Here is a 19627-nt window from a genome sequence, read left to right on the forward strand (position 1 = left end):
ATGCTCGGCTTTTTATGGACTTAATTTTTGCGGTTACTCGCGAACTTGGCCAACTCCATTAACTAAATACTTTTCGGTCGTTAGTGACTCGAGGCCCATAGGACCGTATGCATGTAGCTTGGAGGTCGCTATACCAATCTCTGCGCCTAGACCCAATTGTGAGCCATCAGAAAAGCGAGATGATGCGTTAACCATTACTACGGAAGCATCAACACTACGTTGGAATAACTCTGCAGCAGCTTCATTTTTAGTACAAATTACTTCTGTATGGTTTGAACCAAACTGTGCAATGTGTTCAACCGCTGCCGTAAAGTTTGGAACAACGCGAATAGCGATTTCTAAGTCTAGGTACTCTTCACCAAACTCGTTATCAGCTAGGACTGTTGCGTTATCAAAGTATTTAGCTGCAAAGCTGTCAGCATTTATTTTTACACCTTCTTGGCGTAATACAACTGCACACAGATTTAAAAACTCATTTGCCACATCTTGATGCACAACTAAACCTTCTAGTGCATTACAAACACCGGTACGCTGCGTTTTACCGTTAAGCAGTAAGTTAAGCGCAATTTCTAGGTCGGCATCTTTATCTACATATAGATGACAAACGCCTTTGTAATGCTGAATTACTGGGATCGTACTGTTTTCAGTAACAAAGTTAATTAAACCCTCGCCGCCGCGTGGAATGATTAAATCAATGCTTTCACGTTGCTGCATTAGTTCCATTAGTAGCGCACGGTCTGGATCTGGAATCACTGAAATAAGTGATACCGGTAAGTTGTGCTTCTCAAGTACGCTGTGCATTACACTTGCGATAGCTTGTGAACTTCTAAGTGCTTCTTTGCCGCCACGTAAAATTACGCCATTACCTGATTTAAAACATAATGCACCAGCGTCTGCTGTCACATTCGGGCGTGCTTCGTAAATCATACATACAACGCCAAGAGGTACTCGCATTTTGCGAATTTTAATACCATTTGGGCGCTCAGTAATATCACGCAGCTGACCAACAGGATCATCAAGGCTTACGATTACTTCAATACCTTCTGCCATTGCTTCAATACGCTCATCGTTTAACGTTAAGCGGTCGATCATTGAGGCTGCTAAGTTATTGTCGCGTGCTGCGCTTAAATCACTTTCATTTTCTTTTATTATAAATGCTTTTTGCTCTCTTAGTGCCGCTGCCATTTCAACTAATACTTGGTTTTTAGTCTCGGTATCGAGTAAAGCAAGTGTATGTGCAGCTTTAGCTGCCTGACGTGAAATGTCCGTAATTAAACTCATGACTTCTCCAATAATGCGATATGTTTTTCAGATATAACTGGTCCAATTGAATCCTGCATTTTTTCGCTGAACTCACTCTGTTCGTTGTCTGCAATAAAGTTTAACAAACAGCTACTATAATTTGCGGTCGCTTTAGCTAAACGCGTACCGTCTTCACTTCGTACTAAAATGGTATCACCCACGGCAAATTCACCGTGAACTTCCATGATTTCGTCACCACGAATACATCCACTTTCACCTTCAAGAGATTCATCAAATGATCCATCAACAACAACTTCACCTTGCTCATTTGCTGTATGTGTCATCCAATGAATAGAGTCCTGCATCGGTTTTTCGTACGGTAAAAATACACTACCTGGGTTTTCCCCAGCTAGCAGTTTTGTAAATGTTTCTTCTTTAAAGCCATTTATAATATAAGTCGCTATACCATGTGACGTTGCTTTTTCTGCCGCTTCTATTTTAGTTTTCATACCACCAGTACCTACCGCACTTGTAGCACATCCTGCCATAGCATAAATAGATTCATCAATTGATTTTATTTCAGGCAGTAACACCGCATCGTCATGTAAGTTAGGGTTTTTATCATATAGCCCATCAACGTCTGAAAATATTAATAAAGCATCGGCATCGGCAGCTGCTGCGACCATTGCTGATAAGTTATCGTTGTCACCTACTCGTAAATCGTCGGTGGTTACGGCATCGTTTTCATTAATGATAGGAAGTACACCATGTTCAAGTAAAGTGAACACGGTTTCGCGAATGCTCTGGTAACGCTCGCGGTCACGTAAATCGCCATGCGTTAATAATAGCTGCGCAGATGGAAAGTCAAAAAAGCGGTCCCACATGGCAATCATTTCTGTTTGACCTGCTGCCGCCATTGCTTTTTTCATTACCACAGAGCGTGGTTTGTCTGATGGGAATAAATGCGCGCCAGCCGCTACAGAACCCGATGATACTAAAATCACCTCGATTCCACGGGCACGACAACGAACAATGAACTGTGCGATGGTTAATATGTAACGCGAACGGCAGCCATCTTGATCTGGTGCAATTAATGCACTACCTACTTTAAGTACGATACGTCGCCAATTTAACTTTTGCATAAATGCTCAACTTTCCATTTTATCTGCGCTCACCTTAATTAGACGAGCTAAAACTAAGTAGCTAGGTTTAAAACATAGCTTCGAATTTGTCTTTCATTTAGGCAACACTTTTTTACACACACGCGAAAACCATATCTAAAACAATAAGCTTAGATTTAAGGTTAAGTATAAAGTAGCAACAACCCAATAATATTGAGCAGCACTAATCAAAAAATTTAAAAGTGTTGTTTATGCATCGCTGTAAAAAGCTGTGTGTGGCTTTTTTATTAACAACATACATAGAGCCTCTAAAGTCTGATACACCAACAGATAGGGTGAAGACCAAAGGACCGAGATTTAACCGCCACGATGGGGGTTAAACATTGAAAGTAATAGTTCAACTCAAACCTTTATTTACTTAAATAATTAAATAAACTTGTTTAGCAAAACCATACCAAGAGTTCGGCAAATGAAATTATGTAGTGTTCGAATACTAGTAACACCACTAATGCATGATTATAAAGATTAAAAATGACGTTAAGATTAACAAACCACTTTTACTTCCAATAAACTTCATTAGATAACTAATTATTAGAACACGAAGTATATTACACTAAATACCCCTTAAAAATCAAGGTTAAAATTCGAGCGAAGCTAATTCCTTCTCGTTTGTGGTGTTAGATTGTTATTAAAATTCAACCAATTAAACAATTAATACCGCTTAAAATAAGGCGGCTTTACACGCGCAAAATAATTTAAGCCTACTAATCTTCTATAAGCAGCTAAAATTGATTAGTAATATTTGAATTTCCCGTGTATACCCCTGTATTAATAATTAACAAAAGTTATACTTTCTAAACAAACCGTCATAAATAAGGAATTCTTAATCTATGTCAGCAATTTACATAGCCGGTATCGCACTTTGCTCTGTGCTTGCCCAATGGGTCGCGTGGGCTTTTAGAGTGCCCGCTATTCTTTTCTTATTGCTTACTGGTCTTTTACTTGGGCCATTTAGTGGTGTTTTAGACCCTGATGCATTGTTAGGTGATTTACTGTTTCCAGTTGTATCACTAAGCGTTGCCATCATTTTATTTGAAGGATCCTTAACTCTGCATTTCAGAGAGCTCAAAGGAATCGGAAAAGTTGTAAGGAACCTTTGCTCCATCGGCATGCTTACTACCTGTATTATTATTAGTCTCAGCGCCTATTGGTTACTTGAACTTAATTGGCGTGTAGCTGCGGTATTAGGTGCAGTGCTAGTTGTAACAGGCCCTACTGTTATAGCACCGCTATTAAACTCAATGCGCCCAACACAAGACATTGACCGCATACTTCGATGGGAAGGTATTGTAATAGACCCGATCGGCGCATTATTCGCTGTATTAGTATTTGAAGCCGTAATGCTGGTAGGCCAAGGCGAAGTATTTAGCCACACTATTATTGCTTTAGTTAAAACCCTAGGTGTTGGATTAAGTATTGGTGTTGCTGCTGGTTGGTTAACAACACTATTAATGCGCCGCGAATGGCTACCATTTGAATTACATAAGTTTGGTATATTGGCATTAGTACTCATTAGTTTTTCTGTATCAAACTATTTAAGCCATGAATCAGGCCTATTAGCAGTGACTGTATTTGGTATTTGGCTTGCTAACCAAGACGATTTAGAAATAGATTCTGTACTTGAGTTCAAAGAAGACTTGTCGATGATATTAATATCAACGCTGTTTATTTTACTTGCAGCACGCTTACAGCTCTCTGATTTAATGATGCTCGACAGCGATGTATTTATATTTTTAGCTATCGTGCTTTTTGTTGCTCGTCCACTGTGTATTGCTATTTCGACCTTTGGTACTGACTTACCAATGAAGTCTCGTTTGGTACTTGCCTGGATAGCTCCACGCGGTATAGTCGCCGCAGCCGTTGGGTCGGTATTTGCGCTTAGTATGATGGAGTCTGGTGTTGCTGATGCTGAAAAAATGGTACCTCTTATATTTACAGTAATTATAATTACCGTTGTACTACAGAGCTTAACCGCCATCCCTGTTGCCAAGCTATTAGGTGTACGCCAACCGTCGCCAAATACAATATTAATTATTGGTGCAAACCATGTATCGCGTGCAATCGGCCGAGGCTTACAAGAGCAAAACATTCCGGTTCACCTGTCAGATCCTGCATGGGAAAACTGCAGAATGGCACGTATGGATGGTTTAGCTTGTTATTATGGTAACCCGCAATCAGAGCATGCTGAACGCTACTTACCTCTAACAACGATTCGTAGTGTATTAGCGTTATCGCCAAATCGTCATCATAATGCGTTAGGTGTTCAATACTTTTCTCATTTACTTAATGAAAAAAATGTATTTTCGCTACGCTCATCAACGTCGCATGCAAAAGCAAATAAAGACAGCGCAACGTTTTTATCTAGACAAATACTGTTTGGAGACGAAGGCTCGTATGCACGTTTAAGCAGTATTATAGCTAAAGGCGGTAAGGTTAGTTCAACACGCATCTCGGATGAGTTTAGCTGGGAACAATACTTAGAAATGAACCCTGAGGCTATCCCTTTATTTATTCTCAAAGGTGATAAAGACAGTGATGACGATACACCAATTAAGCTAAGACCGTTTACAATCAACATGGAAAAACCGCCGCAAGAAGGCGAACGCGTTGTTGCATTGCAGCCGCCTAAAATGTCAGTTTTAAAAGACCCGCAAACAAAGGCTAAAGAAGACAGTTAAATACTTTTACAAACTGTAAAAACTAAAAAACCCTAACTTAAAAAGTTAGGGTTTTGTTTTTAAAAGCCATTAAATAGGAAGGCGGGCTCGAGCAACCACACTATCTGGCATTTTTTGCGCTAACTTAGTCAGCGCTCGCTCAATTTTTTTATGAGTCGCTTTATCTGCCACCATAGAATTAAATAGCCAACGATAGGCATCTTCAAAATCACGCGGGCTGCCATAGCCATCATTAAATAATTTAACTAAACGTAGTTGTGCTTTTAAATTGCCTTGCGACGAGGCTTCACGCAAATAGGTAATTGCCATTGCTTTATCTTGCTGAACTAAGCGACCAGTGTCATAGTATCGTCCCAATTGCTCTAGCGCTGCCGCTAAGCCTTGCTCAGCTGCTTTTCGCATGTAATACACACCTAACTCTACATTGCGATCAACGCACACGTTATAAGCCAGCATATCGCCGTATAAAAATTGATAAGACGGCAATGCCATTTTATTGGCTCGTGCTTCTATATCTTGCACCAACTGGCAATCATCTGCCTTTACGCGCGCTAAATGCGTATTTTTATTTATTAACGCAATTAGCTCTGATTCTGTATACAGCGGCACAGCAGCAGGGCTTTCTGTAGCTAAGCTGTTGGTTGCTATAAATAAAGACAGCGGTATTAGCGAAAGCCTTAGTACGCAATTACGATTAAATAAACGCATGTTCACCACTTATATAAATAAACTTATTAAATAATATACAAAGATCGTTCCAAGGTGAATTTTAGACACAAAAAAAGCTGCACGAAGCAGCTTTTTTTAATCTAATGGTAATTACGCAAACGGATTGCGAAGCACCATAGTTTCTACACGGTCAGGACCTGTAGAAATAATATCAATTGGAACACCCGTAATTTCTTCAATACGTTTGATGTAGTCAATCGCAGCTTTTGGTAAACCGTCAAGACTCGTTACACCAACAGTGTTTTCTGACCAACCTGGCATCTCTTCGTATACTGGTGTTACTTTATCGTAACCTTCGGCCGCTAATGGTGTTACGTTAGTAACTGTGCCATCTTCAAGCTTGTAACCAGTACAGATTTTAAGTGTTTCTAAGCCATCTAAAACATCAAGCTTAGTTAAACAAAAACCTGAAATACTATTGATTTGAACTGCACGGCGCATAGCCACTGCATCTAACCAACCAGTACGACGAAGTCGACCTGTTGTAGCGCCAAACTCATGGCCTTTATCACCTAGGTGCTTACCAACTGGATCTTGTTTATCAAGACCGTCGTAAAGCTCTGTAGGGAAAGGACCTGAACCAACACGTGTCGTGTACGCTTTAATAATACCTAAAACGTAATCAAGGTTTAATGGACCAAAACCTGCACCAGTCGCAACGCCACCAGCGGTAGTGTTTGAAGATGTTACATAAGGGTAAGTACCATGATCTATATCAAGTAACGTACCTTGTGCACCTTCAAATAAAATGTTTTCGCCTGCTAAACGCGTTTGATCTAAAAGCTCAGTTACATCTACAACCATTGCTTTTAAGATATCAGCAACAGCCATTGCATCATCAAACGTTTTTTGGAAATCTACAGCATCTACTTTGTAGTAGTTAACTAAAGTGAAGTTGTGGTACTCAAGCACTTCTTTTAATTTAGCTGCAAATACTTCAGGATTAAATAAATCGCCTACGCGTAAACCACGACGTGCTACTTTATCTTCGTACGCAGGACCGATTCCACGGCCAGTTGTACCAATAGGTTTATCGCCACGAGCTGTTTCGCGGGCTACATCTAATGCAACATGGAAAGGCAAGATTAGCGGACATGCTTCACTTATTAAAAGACGCTCGCGTACTGGTACGCCGCGCTCTTCAAGCATGCCAATTTCTCTCATTAGCGCTTCTGGTGATAAAACTACACCATTACCAATCACACATTTAACATTGTCACGTAATACACCCGATGGAATAAGGTGTAGAACCGTCTTTTCACCTTCGATAACTAAAGTATGACCCGCATTGTGGCCACCTTGATAACGAACTACTAAAGATGCTTTGTCTGTAAGGAGATCAACTACCTTACCCTTTCCTTCGTCACCCCATTGGGTGCCTAATACAACAACGTTTTTACCCATCGTAAATTCACTTAGAGAAAATTAGGACGAGATTTTACCAGAAAACTAAAGTAAAGATCACCCCTGTTCAGCTTATTTTTTCTGCGGGCAATTGTTATATCCAAATATTGACCAATAACCACATAAATAACAGTGATTTAACGCACTAGTTTGTATTTAACAAAAAGCCCCGCAAATGCGAGGCTTTTTAACTTTTAAATAATTAACGTAAAGTCTATTGAGCTTTAGCGCCTTTCATATATTGGAAGAAGTCGCTATCTGGTGAAAGCACCATAACGTCTTGCTTATCTTTAAAAGTCTTTTTGTAAGCTTCCAGCGAACGTACAAAACTAAAGAACTCAGGGTCTTTGTTGTACGCATTAGCATAAATGCCTGCAGCATCAGCATCGCCTTGACCACGTACAGAACGTGCATTACGTTCAGCATCAGCAAGCATTACAGTTACTCGACGGTCAACTCCCGCACGAATAGTCTCTGCTTTTTCCTGACCTTCAGAACGGTGCTCTTTTGCAACCGCAGTACGCTCAGCGCGCATACGTTGGTAAATAGAGCTACTCACTTCTTGTGGTAGGTTAATTTGCTTAACACGTACGTCTAGTACTTCAATACCTAGCTCACGTGCACTTTCAGAAGCTTGTACTAACGCTTCTTCCATTAACTCGCTACGCTCACCTGATACAATTTCGCGAATTGTACGTGTACCAAAGTTTGTACGAAGACCATTGTTTACTTTTTGCTTAAGTAGCGTTTCAGCATATTGCTTATCGCCACGAGCACGTAAGTAAAAGGCACTAAAGTCATTAACGCGCCATTTTACAAACGAATCAACAATTAAGTCTTTTTTCTCGCTAGTAACAAAGCGATCTGGCGCACCATCTAGCGTTTGAATACGTGCATCAATACGACGTACTTGGCTAAAAAATGGTACTTTAAATTGTAGGCCTGGGCCATATACAATCGCTTTATCGCCGCTATCTTTTTGTACTTTACTGAATAACATTACAATTGCTTTTTGCCCTTCAGGTACAACAAATACCGATGAGAAAGACATAACAATGGCAGCTAATAGTATTACTAAACTAAAGTTTTTCATTATGATTATCTCCCATCATTGAAGCGGTCGTTGTTAAAGCGGTCATTGCCACTATTAACAGAGCTATTGCGCGACGTATTCACTTTATTACGTAAGTCTTGAATATCACTTGAACTTGGAAGTGCAACTCGTGTTGCGGTTCCTTGCTTGTCCATGATTTTATCAAGAGGTAAATACATCATGTTATTGCCGCCTTTAACATCAACCAATATTTTAGAACTACTCCCTAACACTTCTTCCATTGCATCAATGTATAAGCGCTCACGAGTAACTTCTTTAGCTGCTTGATATTCAGGTAAAAGCTTTTCAAAGCGAGCTACCTCACCTTGTGCTTCCAATGTAATGCGCTCTTGATAACCTTCCGCTTCTTGAGTCATACGCGTTACTTGACCACGAGCACGCGGTTCAATTTCACGAGCATATGCTTCTGCTTCACGGATGAAACGTTCTTCATCTTCTTGTGCAGCAATTGCATCATCAAATGCATCTTTAACTTCAGTTGGTGGACGAGAGTCTTTAAAGTTCACGTCAGTAACAATTAAACCTAAGTTATATGGTTCGATAATCTTATTAAGCTCATCCCATGTATTTTGACGAACAACCTCACGGCCATTAGTTAATACTTGGTCCATTTTTGCATGGCCCACAACATAACGCAGTGCACTGTCTAGCGCTTCTTCTAAGCTACTATCAGCGTTAGTTACGCTAAATTCATAAAGGTATGGGTCAATAACACGGTATTGCACCTGAAACTCAACGCTCACTACGTTTTCGTCTTCAGTAAGCATAAAACCAGAAGCCGATAATGAACGAACTGCTTCAATATCTACTGGGATTACCGTTTCGATGAAAGTCATTTTCCAACGCAAACCAGGATCAGCAATTCGGTCATATTTACCAAATTGTAGAACCACACCACGCTCGGCCTCTTTAACCGTATAAATACCACTTAACGCCCATACAATAACGGCGATAATAAGTATGAATGAAATACCGGCTCCGCCAAGTCCACCGCCGCTACCATTGCCGGATTTTTTCCCGCCAAATAAGCCGCTGAACTTGTTACTAAACTTGCGGAACACCTCGTCTAAATCAGGTGGGCCTTGATCACGTCCGCCTTTATTATTCCACGGATCTTTGTCATTGCCATTATTACCCGGTTCATTCCAGGCCATAGCTATACTCCATTGTTATCTAAATAAATTAGGAAATTGTGTTAAATCTAACAAATCTACCGCGTTTCTCATACAAAAACCGACATTAAAACGTCAATTTTTAATTACGGTTGATAAAACCAGCAATTTCAGGACCAAATTCTTTAATTAAACGATTCCACTCAACCATTGGCATTCTAACATCTAACAGCCAATTACCTTGCTCATCAAATTGCTCTTCATGCACTGCATTTAAACTGAACAATGCAGCCCTTAAGCGACCATACAATGGCGTAAGAAACAATGTTTCGTTAAACATCTTCTTAGCTAGTAGCTCACTGATAGCCTCGCTAAGTAATTCACACCCTTCACCAGTCTGAGCGCTAAGCCATACTCTTATAGGTTGGCCTTCGTCGCCTCGATCAATACGTGGGCTTACGTTATCCAGCGCATCAATTTTATTATAAATTAATAGCTGTGGTACTTCATCGGCCTCAATTTCTTTAAGCACCGATTGTACTTGTTCAATATTTTCTTGCAGACGTGAGTCTGCTGCATCAATTACATGTAACTGCAAATCAGCTTCGCGAGTTTCAGTAAGCGTTGCTTTAAAAGCAGCAACTAAGTCATGTGGTAGGTGACGAATAAAGCCCACTGTATCAGCTAAGATAACAGGGCCAACATCACCTAACTCAAGCTTACGTAGAGTCGGGTCAAGCGTGGCAAACAACTGATCGGCCGCGTATACATCTGAATTTGTAATTCGATTAAATAATGTAGATTTACCCGCATTGGTATAACCAACTAATGAAACTGTAGGTATTTCGTTGCGAGTACGAGCTCGCCTACCTTGTTCACGTTGCACTGCAACTTTAGCTAAACGTGCACGAATATTTTGAATACGGGCGCGAAGTAATCTTCTGTCAGTTTCAAGTTGAGTTTCACCAGGGCCACGTAAACCAATCCCGCCTTTTTGACGTTCAAGGTGAGTCCAGCCTCGAATTAATCGAGTCGACATATGGCGAAGTTGAGCCAATTCAACTTGCAGCTTACCCTCGTGGGTACGTGCGCGTTGGGCAAAAATATCAAGAATTAGCGTCGTTCTATCAAGCACACGACATTGACAAACGCGCTCTAAATTACGCTCTTGTGATGGCCTGAGTTGATGATTAAAAATTACGACATCTGCTTTGTGGATTTTGACAATCTCAGCTATTTCTTCTGCTTTACCGGTACCGACGAATAGTTTCGGATGTGGTGCTTGACGGCTGCCTTGCACAACCGCCAAACTACTAACACCAGCAGAAGATACCAACATTTCTAATTCGTGAAGATCTTCACGATCTCCTTCTTTAGGCAAGTCGATATGAACTAAAATTGCCTGTTCGCCGGATTCATAGCGGTCAAACAAACATTATGCTCCTAATTAAAAGTTTCCAGCTTCTGCCTCTTCAGTGTCTTCACTCCCTTGAACTGCTTGGAAGTTAACTGCGCGAGCAGGGACAACTGTAGAAATTGCATGCTTATAAACCATTTGATTTACGGTGTTCTCTAGTAAAATAACAAATTGGTCAAATGACTGAATTTTGCCTTGTAATTTTATGCCATTTACCAAAAAGATTGATACTGGAATGCGCTCACGTCGTAGTGCATTCAAAAATGGGTCTTGTAACGATTGGCCTTTTGCCATGTTATTGTTCCTTCGTTCTAGGTGTTATTATAATTAAGTGGCTGAACTTATTTGATAAAAAACAATATTCAACTACTACTAGCTTAGCGAACTTACTACACGATGCAAGTTTTCTTCGTCGCCTGTTGTTAACCAAGTAACATCAGGCCAACTACGAAGCCACGTTAACTGCCGTTTTGCCAGCTGACGTGTTGCTGCGATGCCACGAAAAACCATTTCATCATGGTTTGTTTCACCCGCAAGGTAATCCCACATTTGTCTATAACCAACACAACGAATAGAAGGCATATTGGGGTGTAAATCCTTACGTAGATATAGGGTCGAAACTTCATTTTCAAACCCCTGATCAATCATTATTTTAAACCTTTCTTCAATTCGGCGGTGTAATTCACTGCGTTCTTGCGGTGCAATCGCAAATTGATGAAAAGTATAAGGTAAAGCCGGCTGTTTTTGCATTTGCAACTCAGTCATGGTCTTACCAGTTAACCTGTAAACCTCTAAAGCTCGATTAATTCTTTGTGAATCATTTTCACTTATTTTTTCGGCTGCTTTTCGGTCAACTTTAACTAATTCTTTATATAAATGAGGCCAGCCAAATTCTTTCGCTTGCGCTTCTAACTCTGCTCTTATCTCTGTATCTGCTTCAGGTAAAGGCGATAAACCATCAATTAAAGATTTGAAGTACAGCATTGTACCTCCAACCAATACAGGCACTTTACCTTGTCTGTGAAATTCGTCAATTTTTTGCACTGCATCGCGCCTAAAATCTGCAACTGAATACGTTTCACTCGGGTCAAGTAGATCAATTAAATGATGCGGAGCTTTGGCTAATTCTTCCGCATCAGGTTTTGCTGTACCAATGTCCATACCTTTATACACTAGCGCTGAATCTACGCTGATTATTTCTGTATTTAAATGCTCGCACAGCGAGATTGCCAATGCTGTTTTACCTGCTGCAGTTGGACCCATTAAAAATATAACTGGTAAATTACTCAACACTGATACCTTAATCTAATTGCGTTAAATAGTGATTTAGCTCTATTTTAACTGCTTTTTTACGCAAGCGTTCAATAGTTTGTGGATTATTTTGTAAGCGCATTTGTTGCGCTAAAAATACATTGCTTAAATAAAATCGGGTCGGCACGCATTTCATTTGCCATTCTAACCAATTTTCTATATTTTCAAGTTTTGCTTTACACGCATCAAGTAGCTCACCTACCGCTGCACTTACGTCAAGTAAATATAAACACGCTGGCAATTTTTTAACCATTACAAATTGTTTTTCTATTACAAGTTCAAAACCAAGTAAGGTAAACCACGATTGCTGGGATTCTATAAGTAAGCAATCTTCTTTTTCTAAGTTTACTCGCACTGGTAACAAAAGGGCTTTCCCTTCTAAACTTCCGAACTCTTTAATTTGACTATGCCAATCATCAACTAATGCATATTTAAAATGTGAGCAATACAATTGCTGTTCTTCACTAAAGACACACACTCCTTCACTAACACTTATAATAGAAACAGCTTTTAAGACATTATCCACAGATACGGACTGGTGTTGTGCTGCAGATATATTGGCTGCATTATCAAAATGCGCGGCGTGTTGCTCACTCACTCCTTGATAAAACGCATTTACGTCATGATGGCTCGTACTTGGTGCAGCACGGTATGCACCGCCAACACTTCTAGTACCTGAGGACGAACTTGAGCTACCAGCACTTCCAGAGTAAGAGGGCTGTAATTGCGATTTAGGGTAATCAAACACTCCTTCGCTTTCTATATTATTAGCACTGCTATGCGTTGACTCAATGAACGCTGGCGTGAATTCTGCTTCTGTGCTCGCTGATTCGTTAGTGAATTCGCCTTGCAATGGCACGACTACCTGTTTAATAGCTTGCAATATAAAATCATGAATTAACCGCCCTTGATGAAAACGCACTTCATGCTTAGCAGGGTGAACATTTACATCAACCTGCCGAGGGTCAATATCAATATAAATGACAAAACCGGGTAATTCTTGTGTTCCACTTACTTCTTCAAATGCCTGGCGTATCGCATGCAAAATAAGCTTATCGCGCATCATGCGATTATTCACATAAGTGTACTGAGTCGTATTCGCTGAGCCTACAGGCAGCACCCAACCATGCAACTGTAAACCGCCTTCTCCTGATTGAATATGCAAACCTTGCTCGGCAAAGGCCTTGCCTGCAACTTGTGCTACGCGTGTTATAGCCTGAGAGGGATCAGTTTTGGCACGATACTGCCTTACTACTTTTTCGTTGTGAGTTAGTGTAATAGAGACATCAAAGCGACTAAGCGCAATACGCTTTATCAACTCATCAATATGGCTAAATTCAGTTTTTTCGGTGCGTAAAAATTTACGACGTGCTGGAGTATTAAAAAATAAATCTTTTACTTCAATGGTTGTGCCATCGGGATGCGCTACAGGTTTTACTTGAACGGCCATGTCGCGGCCTTCTGCAAAAGCTTGCCAAGCTGCTTCTTGCTCTTTTGGTTTTGAGCTCAGCGTTAAACGCGACACAGAACTAATTGACGCAAGTGCTTCCCCTCTAAAGCCAAGTGAGCAAATGTTTTCAAGGTCATCAAGTGATTTTAATTTACTTGTCGCGTGGCGAGAAAGTGCGAGCGTTAGCTCATCTTTACTTATCCCTGCGCCATTATCACGAATACGAATAAGTTTGTGGCCGCCGCGCTCAATATCAATTTGAATACGCGTTGCGCCAGCATCTAAGCTATTTTCAACAAGCTCTTTTACTACCGACGCTGGGCGCTCAACCACTTCGCCTGCGGCAATTTGGTTGGCTAAACGCGCGGGTAATATTTCAATATTCATGAGACTTCCTAGCAAACATTGCGCTAATAATAATGACTAACTTTGAGGTATATCGAGCTCTTGCCCAATAAATAAGGTATTAGAACTAAGCTTATTAACTTGTTTTAATTTATTGACTGTAACGCCATAGCGACTCGCTAACATACTTAAAGATTCACCGGGGCGTACTTTATGCTTTGTTGGATATTGCGACTTTAATTTAGCAAATAAAGAATCATCCGGTGGATTTTTCAAATAATAATTTTTAATTGAAGTAAATATAGCTTTAGCTAAACGCTCTTGATGATTAGGGCTTTTAAGTAGCTTTTCTTCTCGCGGGTTAGATATAAACCCTGTTTCTACCAAAATAGATGGAATATCTGGTGATTTTAGTACTGCAAGGCTTGCATGCTGGGGATCTTTTTTATGCAGTTTGGCAACCTTACGAAGCTCTTTAACCACTTCATCAGCTACATTTAAGCCAGTTTTCATAGAGTGGTCCATCGACATATCAAGCAACGCTTGTGCTAGATATTTTTCATTGGCGGCATCTTTCATTACATCAGCAGCGCCACCTAATAGCTCGGAGTGTTTTTCTTTATCTTCTATCCATTTACCTATTTCTGAATTAGCACGTCTTAATGATAAAACCCACACAGAGGCACCATTTGGCCCAGGGCTTGTAAATGCATCAGCATGAATAGAAACAAAAAAATCTGCCTTTTTTTCACGGGCTCGATTAGTACGGGTATTTAATTTTACAAAATAGTCACCGCTTCGTACCATGCGCGAAATCATGCCACGTTCGCCATCAATCATGCGCTCTAAACGTTTAGCAATTTGCAGTGTAACTGTTTTTTCGTAGGTGCCTGATGGCCCAATTGAACCAGGATCTTCGCCGCCATGCCCCGCATCAATTGCAATAACAATGTCGCGCTCTTGGCTTAGTTGACGGTTTTTAGCGGCTGTTTGAGCAGGAGAAACAACTGTAGTAGCTTGGCTTTTATTGTATAAATCAACAACGAGTCTATTTTTATAAGGGCCTGTAGGTGCGAGGGCAAATACCACTGGCTTTATTGGCGCACTTAATTCAAATACTAAACGTACGCTTTGTTTATTTTTAGGTTTTGAGTAACGTAATTTGCTTACTATTTGATGTTTCGGGGGCACACCTGGCAATGTTTTTAACTCGCTAGTATTTTCTAAATCAATCACTAGGCGGCTAGGGTTTTTAAGCATGAAATAGCTAAAGTCGGGCTTATCATTTAAATCAAATACCACGCGCGTACTATCTGGAGACGGCCATACACGCACACTATTGATTGTGTTTTTAGCCCATAGCGGCAAGCTTATGGTAATAACCATAAGATAAATAAAAAGTTTAACTACACCTCGGCTCATTGGATAATTACTGCCTTAACTATATTATTATTGATTATTTAGTTTTTCGACAATTGCTATACCGCGCTCACTCGCACTATTTATAACAATTTTACGTTCGTTACCCACATAGCTTAGAGTAATATCTAAATCAGGCACAGGAATAAATTCACCACCCTTTTCAGGCCATTCAACAACACAAATTGCGTCTGCTGAGAAATAATCGCGTATTCCCATGTATTCGAGTTCTTCAGGATCACCTAAGCGGTATAAGTCAAAATGATAAACATTTGCACGCTCAAGCTCATAAGGTTCTACTAGTGTATAGGTCGGGCTTTTAACCTTACCTGTATGGCCAAAGCCTTGCACTACACCTCGTGTAAACGTTGTTTTACCAGCACCTAAATCACCATGTAAATAAATAACCGCACCTTGCTCTATAATATCAGCAACGCGATTACCCATTGCAACCGTGGCAATCTCATCAGTTAAATGAAATTCAAAACTACGCGTCATTATTACCTCAAAAATTCATTCAAAAGCGCATATTTGCTAATCATACCAGAATATTCATTTAAGGCGATAAATTGAGGTTTTAGACATAAAAAAACCACACAAGCGAATGATTAAAGTTATATTTGAATATCTATTTTCGATACCTTAAAACTGTAACATTGAAATAAAGTAAGAGAAAAGTAACGCTACGGCTGAGATGCCTATAGCAAGTATTAAAGTTACTGAGATATGTAAGCTTATAATCAAACTTTTGTGATTCAACCACTAGTTCTGATACCAAAAATATATAACAACAACGGAGTTGATGACACAAACCAGAATAACTACCCTGCATGCTTTTGTATTTCTGATAAAAAGATAATACCAACTAACTTAACGTCTTTAGTTTTAAGAGTTTTCATAAAATAATACCAATTCGCTTAATTAAGTGATCTATTTTGAGGCTGGAAAAACGTGTTGATAGCTAGGCAAAAAATTCGCTATTTAGTTGTTCTAAATGAGCATTTTTTAACGCAGGTAGCTACACGTTTAGCCCCGCAAAATGATTAAGTATTATTGCGGATTGGTATAAGTCCTAAATGTGTAAACACGTTTCAGGATAAGGCAGTTCCAGAAAACAAAAAGCCCCGGCTAATGCCAGGGCTTTTTTACAAAACTAACTTAATTAAAAATTAAGCTTGTTTTGGACTAGAAATAACGTCTACTAAAGTCCAAGATTTATTCTTAGAAATTGGTGCGCATTCACGGATAGTAACTACGTCACCCGCTTTTGCTGTGTTATTTTCGTCATGTACGTGTAACTTAGTCGTACGTTTAATGAATTTCCCATAGATTGGGTGCTTCACATAACGTGCGATAGCGATAGTGAAAGATTTTTCCATCTTGTCGCTGATTACACGGCCTTGAAGAGTACGAATTTTATCGCTCATTATTGACCTGCCTTCTGGTTAATAACTGTTTTTACACGCGCGATATCGCGGCGTACTGTTCTTAGCGTGTGTGTCTGAGCTAACTGACCAGTGCTAGCTTGCATGCGCATATTAAATTGCTCACGAAGTAGTCCTAGAAGTTCAGCATTAAGCTCTTCTACGCTTTTATCTTTTAGTTCGCTAGCTTTCATCACATTACCGTCCGAGTTACGAAAGTTGTTTTGAATGGCAGTTTACGAGCAGCAAGGTCAAACGCTTCACGAGCAAGCTCTTCTGAAACACCTTCCATTTCGTAAAGTACTTTACCAGGCTGAATTTCAGCAACCCAATATTCAACAGAACCTTTACCTTTACCCATACGAACTTCAAGAGGTTTTTCTGTAATCGGTTTGTCAGGGAAGACACGAATCCAGATTTTACCTTGACGTTTCACGTGACGCGTCATAGCACGACGAGCTGCTTCGATTTGACGAGCAGTCATACGGCCACGGCCAGTTGCTTTCAATCCGAAAGTACCGAAGCTTACTTTGTTACCGTTTTGCGCTAAACCGCGGTTGCGGCCTTTGTGCATTTTACGGAATTTTGTACGTTTTGGCTGTAACATTACTCGCTACCTCTACTTAGCACTTTTCTTGGCTTTCTTTGGTGCGCGTTTAGCTGGCTTCTCTTGCTCTTGTACTAGTGGTAAACCACCAATAACTTCGCCTTTGAAGATCCAAACTTTAACACCAATGATACCATAAGTGGTTAAGGCTTCAGAAGTTGCGTAATCGATATCAGCACGAAGAGTATGTAGAGGTACACGACCTTCACGATACCATTCTGAACGTGCGATTTCAGCGCCGCCAAGACGACCGCTAACTTCAACTTTAATCCCTTTAGAACCGATGCGCATTGCATTTTGTACCGAACGCTTCATAGCGCGACGGAACATAACACGACGTTCTAGTTGAGAGGCAATGCCGTCTGCTACTAGTTGTGCATCTAGTTCTGGTTTACGTACTTCAGAGATATTAATCTGAGCAGGTACACCAGCGATTTTAGTTACCGCTTGACGTAATTTTTCTACGTCTTCGCCTTTTTTACCGATAACAACACCCGGACGAGCCGTGTGAATTGTTACTCGGATTGATTTTGCTGGACGCTCAATAACGATTTTAGACACAGAAGCCGTTTTTAATTCCTTAGTAAGGAATGTACGAACTTTGTGATCGCCAAAAAGCTGTGCAGAGAAATCTTTTGAACTCGCGTACCAGGTAGAAACCCAAGGTTTAGATATACCTAGGCGAATACCAGTAGGATGAACTTTTTGTCCCATTACTTATACTCCTAGCTATCTGAAACCATAACAGTGATATGGCTTGTACGCTTAAGGATGCGATCTGCGCGTCCTTTAGCACGAGGCATAATACGTTTCATTGTAGGACCATCGTCCACAAAGATCGTTGTTATACGAAGCTCATCAATGTCAGCACCTTCGTTATGCTCTGCGTTAGCAATAGCAGACTCAAGTACTTTCTTAACTAATACAGCCGCTTTCTTAGGGCTGTACGCCAGGATTTCTAGTGCGCGATCTACAGGTAACCCGCGGATCTGATCTGCAACTAGACGTGCTTTTTGCGCCGAACCAGAGGCGAATTTATGTTTAGCTAATGCTTGCATTTATCTTCCCCTCTTATCGTTTCTTCGCTTTCTTATCCGCAGCATGGCCACGGTAAGTGCGAGTTGGTGCAAATTCACCTAGTTTGTGACCGATCATTTCGTCAGAAACGAAAACTGGTACGTGCTGGCGACCATTATGGACAGCAATGGTCAATCCGATCATGTTAGGTATGATCATTGAACGACGGCTCCAAGTTTTAATTGGCTTTTTCTCACCGCTTTCCAAAGCTTTCTCTACCTTCTTCAGCAAGTGTAGGTCTATAAAAGGACCCTTCTTGAGAGAGCGTGGCATGGCTATTCCTCAATATTACTTAGTACGACGACGTACTATAAATTTATCCGTACGCTTGTTCTTACGCGTCTTCGCACCTTTAGTCGGTTTACCCCATGGAGACACAGGATGACGACCACCAGATGTACGACCTTCACCACCACCGTGTGGGTGATCTACCGGGTTCATGGCAACACCACGAACTGTCGGACGAATACCACGCCAGCGATTTGCACCTGCTTTACCAAGTGAACGAAGCATATGCTCAGCATTGCCTACTTCACCTAGAGTCGCACGACAATCAGATTCAACTTTACGAACTTCGCCTGAACGAAGACGTAATGTTACATACTGACCATCACGAGCAAGGATTTGAACGTATGCACCAGCAGAACGTGCGATTTGAGCACCTTTACCTGGTTTTAATTCTACGTTGTGAACAGTCGAACCTACAGGCATATTACGCATTGGTAATGCATTACCAGGTTTGATTGGTGCATCAACACCAGACTGGATTGCATCGCCAGCTTTTAAGCCTTTTGGTGCGATAATGTAACGACGCTCACCGTCTGCATATAATACAAGAGCGATGTTTGCGCTACGATTTGGATCGTATTCTAAACGTTCAACAGTGGCTGGAATGCCATCTTTAGTACGTTTAAAATCGATTAAACGGTAATGTTGTTTATGACCACCACCGATATGACGAACCGTAATACGACCATTGTTATTACGACCACCTGATTTAGAGTTTTTCTCTAAAAGTGGTGCGTATGGCTTACCCTTATGTAGATCAGAGTTAACCACTTTAACTAGGTGACGACGGCCCGCAGAAGTAGGCTTACACTTTTGAAGTGCCATAATT

At 40.6% G+C, this 19627-nt stretch carries 20 protein-coding genes; 1 reads left to right on the plus strand and 19 read right to left on the minus strand.

Annotated elements, in window-relative coordinates:
- Positions 1 to 33: 33 nt before the first annotated feature.
- The gene (locus FFU37_RS13920) at positions 34 to 1281 is read right to left on the minus strand and encodes a glutamate-5-semialdehyde dehydrogenase (protein WP_138489739.1); all 1248 of its coding nucleotides are present in this window, start codon (positions 1279 to 1281) and stop codon (positions 34 to 36) included.
- A complete protein-coding gene (gene proB, locus FFU37_RS13925) occupies positions 1278 to 2384 on the minus strand; it encodes a glutamate 5-kinase (protein ID WP_002957876.1) in 1107 nt (368 codons plus the stop codon). The genes FFU37_RS13920 and proB overlap by 4 nt, the downstream gene beginning before the upstream one ends.
- An 869-nt stretch (positions 2385 to 3253) precedes the next feature.
- Here proB and FFU37_RS13930 point away from each other — a divergent pair.
- Entirely contained in the window at positions 3254 to 5101 is a 1848-nt protein-coding gene (locus tag FFU37_RS13930) for a cation:proton antiporter (RefSeq protein WP_002957877.1), read from the plus strand.
- A 69-nt stretch (positions 5102 to 5170) separates the two neighbouring features.
- Here the strand turns inward: FFU37_RS13930 and FFU37_RS13935 are convergent, their stop codons facing one another.
- From FFU37_RS13935 to rplB, 17 genes are all read right to left on the minus strand, one after another.
- A complete protein-coding gene (locus tag FFU37_RS13935; protein ID WP_024597265.1) occupies positions 5171 to 5809 on the minus strand; it encodes a tetratricopeptide repeat protein in 639 nt (212 codons plus the stop codon).
- 111 nt (positions 5810 to 5920) lie between these two features.
- Entirely contained in the window at positions 5921 to 7234 is a 1314-nt protein-coding gene (locus tag FFU37_RS13940) for an adenylosuccinate synthase (protein WP_024597266.1), read from the minus strand.
- A 214-nt stretch (positions 7235 to 7448) separates the two neighbouring features.
- On the minus strand, positions 7449 to 8327 hold the full coding sequence (hflC, locus tag FFU37_RS13945) for a protease modulator HflC (protein WP_138489740.1): 879 nt from the start codon (positions 8325 to 8327) through the stop codon (positions 7449 to 7451).
- A 5-nt stretch (positions 8328 to 8332) separates the two neighbouring features.
- Complete coding sequence (gene hflK, locus FFU37_RS13950; RefSeq protein WP_002957881.1) at positions 8333 to 9502, minus strand: FtsH protease activity modulator HflK; 1170 nt, start codon at positions 9500 to 9502, stop codon at positions 8333 to 8335.
- A gap of 100 nt (positions 9503 to 9602) precedes the next feature.
- Positions 9603 to 10892: a ribosome rescue GTPase HflX gene (gene hflX / locus FFU37_RS13955; protein WP_138489741.1), complete on the minus strand. Its 1290-nt coding sequence runs from the start codon at positions 10890 to 10892 to the stop codon at positions 9603 to 9605.
- A 15-nt stretch (positions 10893 to 10907) separates the two neighbouring features.
- Positions 10908 to 11171: an RNA chaperone Hfq gene (gene hfq / locus FFU37_RS13960; RefSeq protein ID WP_024597268.1), complete on the minus strand. Its 264-nt coding sequence runs from the start codon at positions 11169 to 11171 to the stop codon at positions 10908 to 10910.
- 78 nt (positions 11172 to 11249) lie between these two features.
- A complete protein-coding gene (miaA, locus tag FFU37_RS13965) occupies positions 11250 to 12167 on the minus strand; it encodes a tRNA (adenosine(37)-N6)-dimethylallyltransferase MiaA (protein ID WP_138489742.1) in 918 nt (305 codons plus the stop codon).
- 10 nt (positions 12168 to 12177) lie between these two features.
- Positions 12178 to 14025, minus strand: coding sequence for a DNA mismatch repair endonuclease MutL (gene mutL / locus FFU37_RS13970; protein ID WP_138489743.1), 1848 nt, complete (start codon positions 14023 to 14025; stop codon positions 12178 to 12180).
- 36 nt (positions 14026 to 14061) lie between these two features.
- On the minus strand, positions 14062 to 15405 hold the full coding sequence (locus tag FFU37_RS13975; protein ID WP_138489744.1) for an N-acetylmuramoyl-L-alanine amidase: 1344 nt from the start codon (positions 15403 to 15405) through the stop codon (positions 14062 to 14064).
- Positions 15406 to 15432: 27 nt separating this feature from the next.
- A complete protein-coding gene (gene tsaE / locus FFU37_RS13980) occupies positions 15433 to 15900 on the minus strand; it encodes a tRNA (adenosine(37)-N6)-threonylcarbamoyltransferase complex ATPase subunit type 1 TsaE (protein ID WP_002957887.1) in 468 nt (155 codons plus the stop codon).
- Between the two features lie 671 nt (positions 15901 to 16571).
- Positions 16572 to 16829: a 30S ribosomal protein S17 gene (gene rpsQ / locus FFU37_RS13985; RefSeq protein ID WP_002957888.1), complete on the minus strand. Its 258-nt coding sequence runs from the start codon at positions 16827 to 16829 to the stop codon at positions 16572 to 16574.
- The gene (rpmC, locus tag FFU37_RS13990) at positions 16829 to 17020 is read right to left on the minus strand and encodes a 50S ribosomal protein L29 (protein ID WP_002957889.1); all 192 of its coding nucleotides are present in this window, start codon (positions 17018 to 17020) and stop codon (positions 16829 to 16831) included. Before rpmC ends, rpsQ begins: the two co-directional genes overlap by 1 nt.
- Positions 17020 to 17433 (minus strand): 50S ribosomal protein L16, encoded by a 414-nt coding sequence (gene rplP / locus FFU37_RS13995; RefSeq protein WP_002957890.1) that lies wholly within the window; start codon positions 17431 to 17433, stop codon positions 17020 to 17022. Before rplP ends, rpmC begins: the two co-directional genes overlap by 1 nt.
- A 12-nt stretch (positions 17434 to 17445) precedes the next feature.
- Positions 17446 to 18147 carry a 30S ribosomal protein S3 gene (gene rpsC, locus FFU37_RS14000; RefSeq protein ID WP_002957891.1) on the minus strand — a complete coding sequence of 234 codons (702 nt, stop codon included), beginning with the start codon at positions 18145 to 18147 and terminating at the stop codon, positions 17446 to 17448.
- Positions 18148 to 18158: 11 nt separating this feature from the next.
- Positions 18159 to 18491, minus strand: a complete 333-nt coding sequence (gene rplV / locus FFU37_RS14005; RefSeq protein ID WP_002957892.1) for a 50S ribosomal protein L22 — start codon at positions 18489 to 18491, stop codon at positions 18159 to 18161.
- A 13-nt stretch (positions 18492 to 18504) separates the two neighbouring features.
- The gene (rpsS, locus tag FFU37_RS14010) at positions 18505 to 18783 is read right to left on the minus strand and encodes a 30S ribosomal protein S19 (RefSeq protein WP_004588689.1); all 279 of its coding nucleotides are present in this window, start codon (positions 18781 to 18783) and stop codon (positions 18505 to 18507) included.
- A gap of 15 nt (positions 18784 to 18798) precedes the next feature.
- Positions 18799 to 19623, minus strand: coding sequence for a 50S ribosomal protein L2 (gene rplB, locus FFU37_RS14015; protein ID WP_002957895.1), 825 nt, complete (start codon positions 19621 to 19623; stop codon positions 18799 to 18801).
- Positions 19624 to 19627 lie beyond the last annotated feature (4 nt).

Source organism: Pseudoalteromonas distincta (assembly GCF_005877035.1).
Taxonomy (GTDB): domain Bacteria; phylum Pseudomonadota; class Gammaproteobacteria; order Enterobacterales; family Alteromonadaceae; genus Pseudoalteromonas; species Pseudoalteromonas distincta.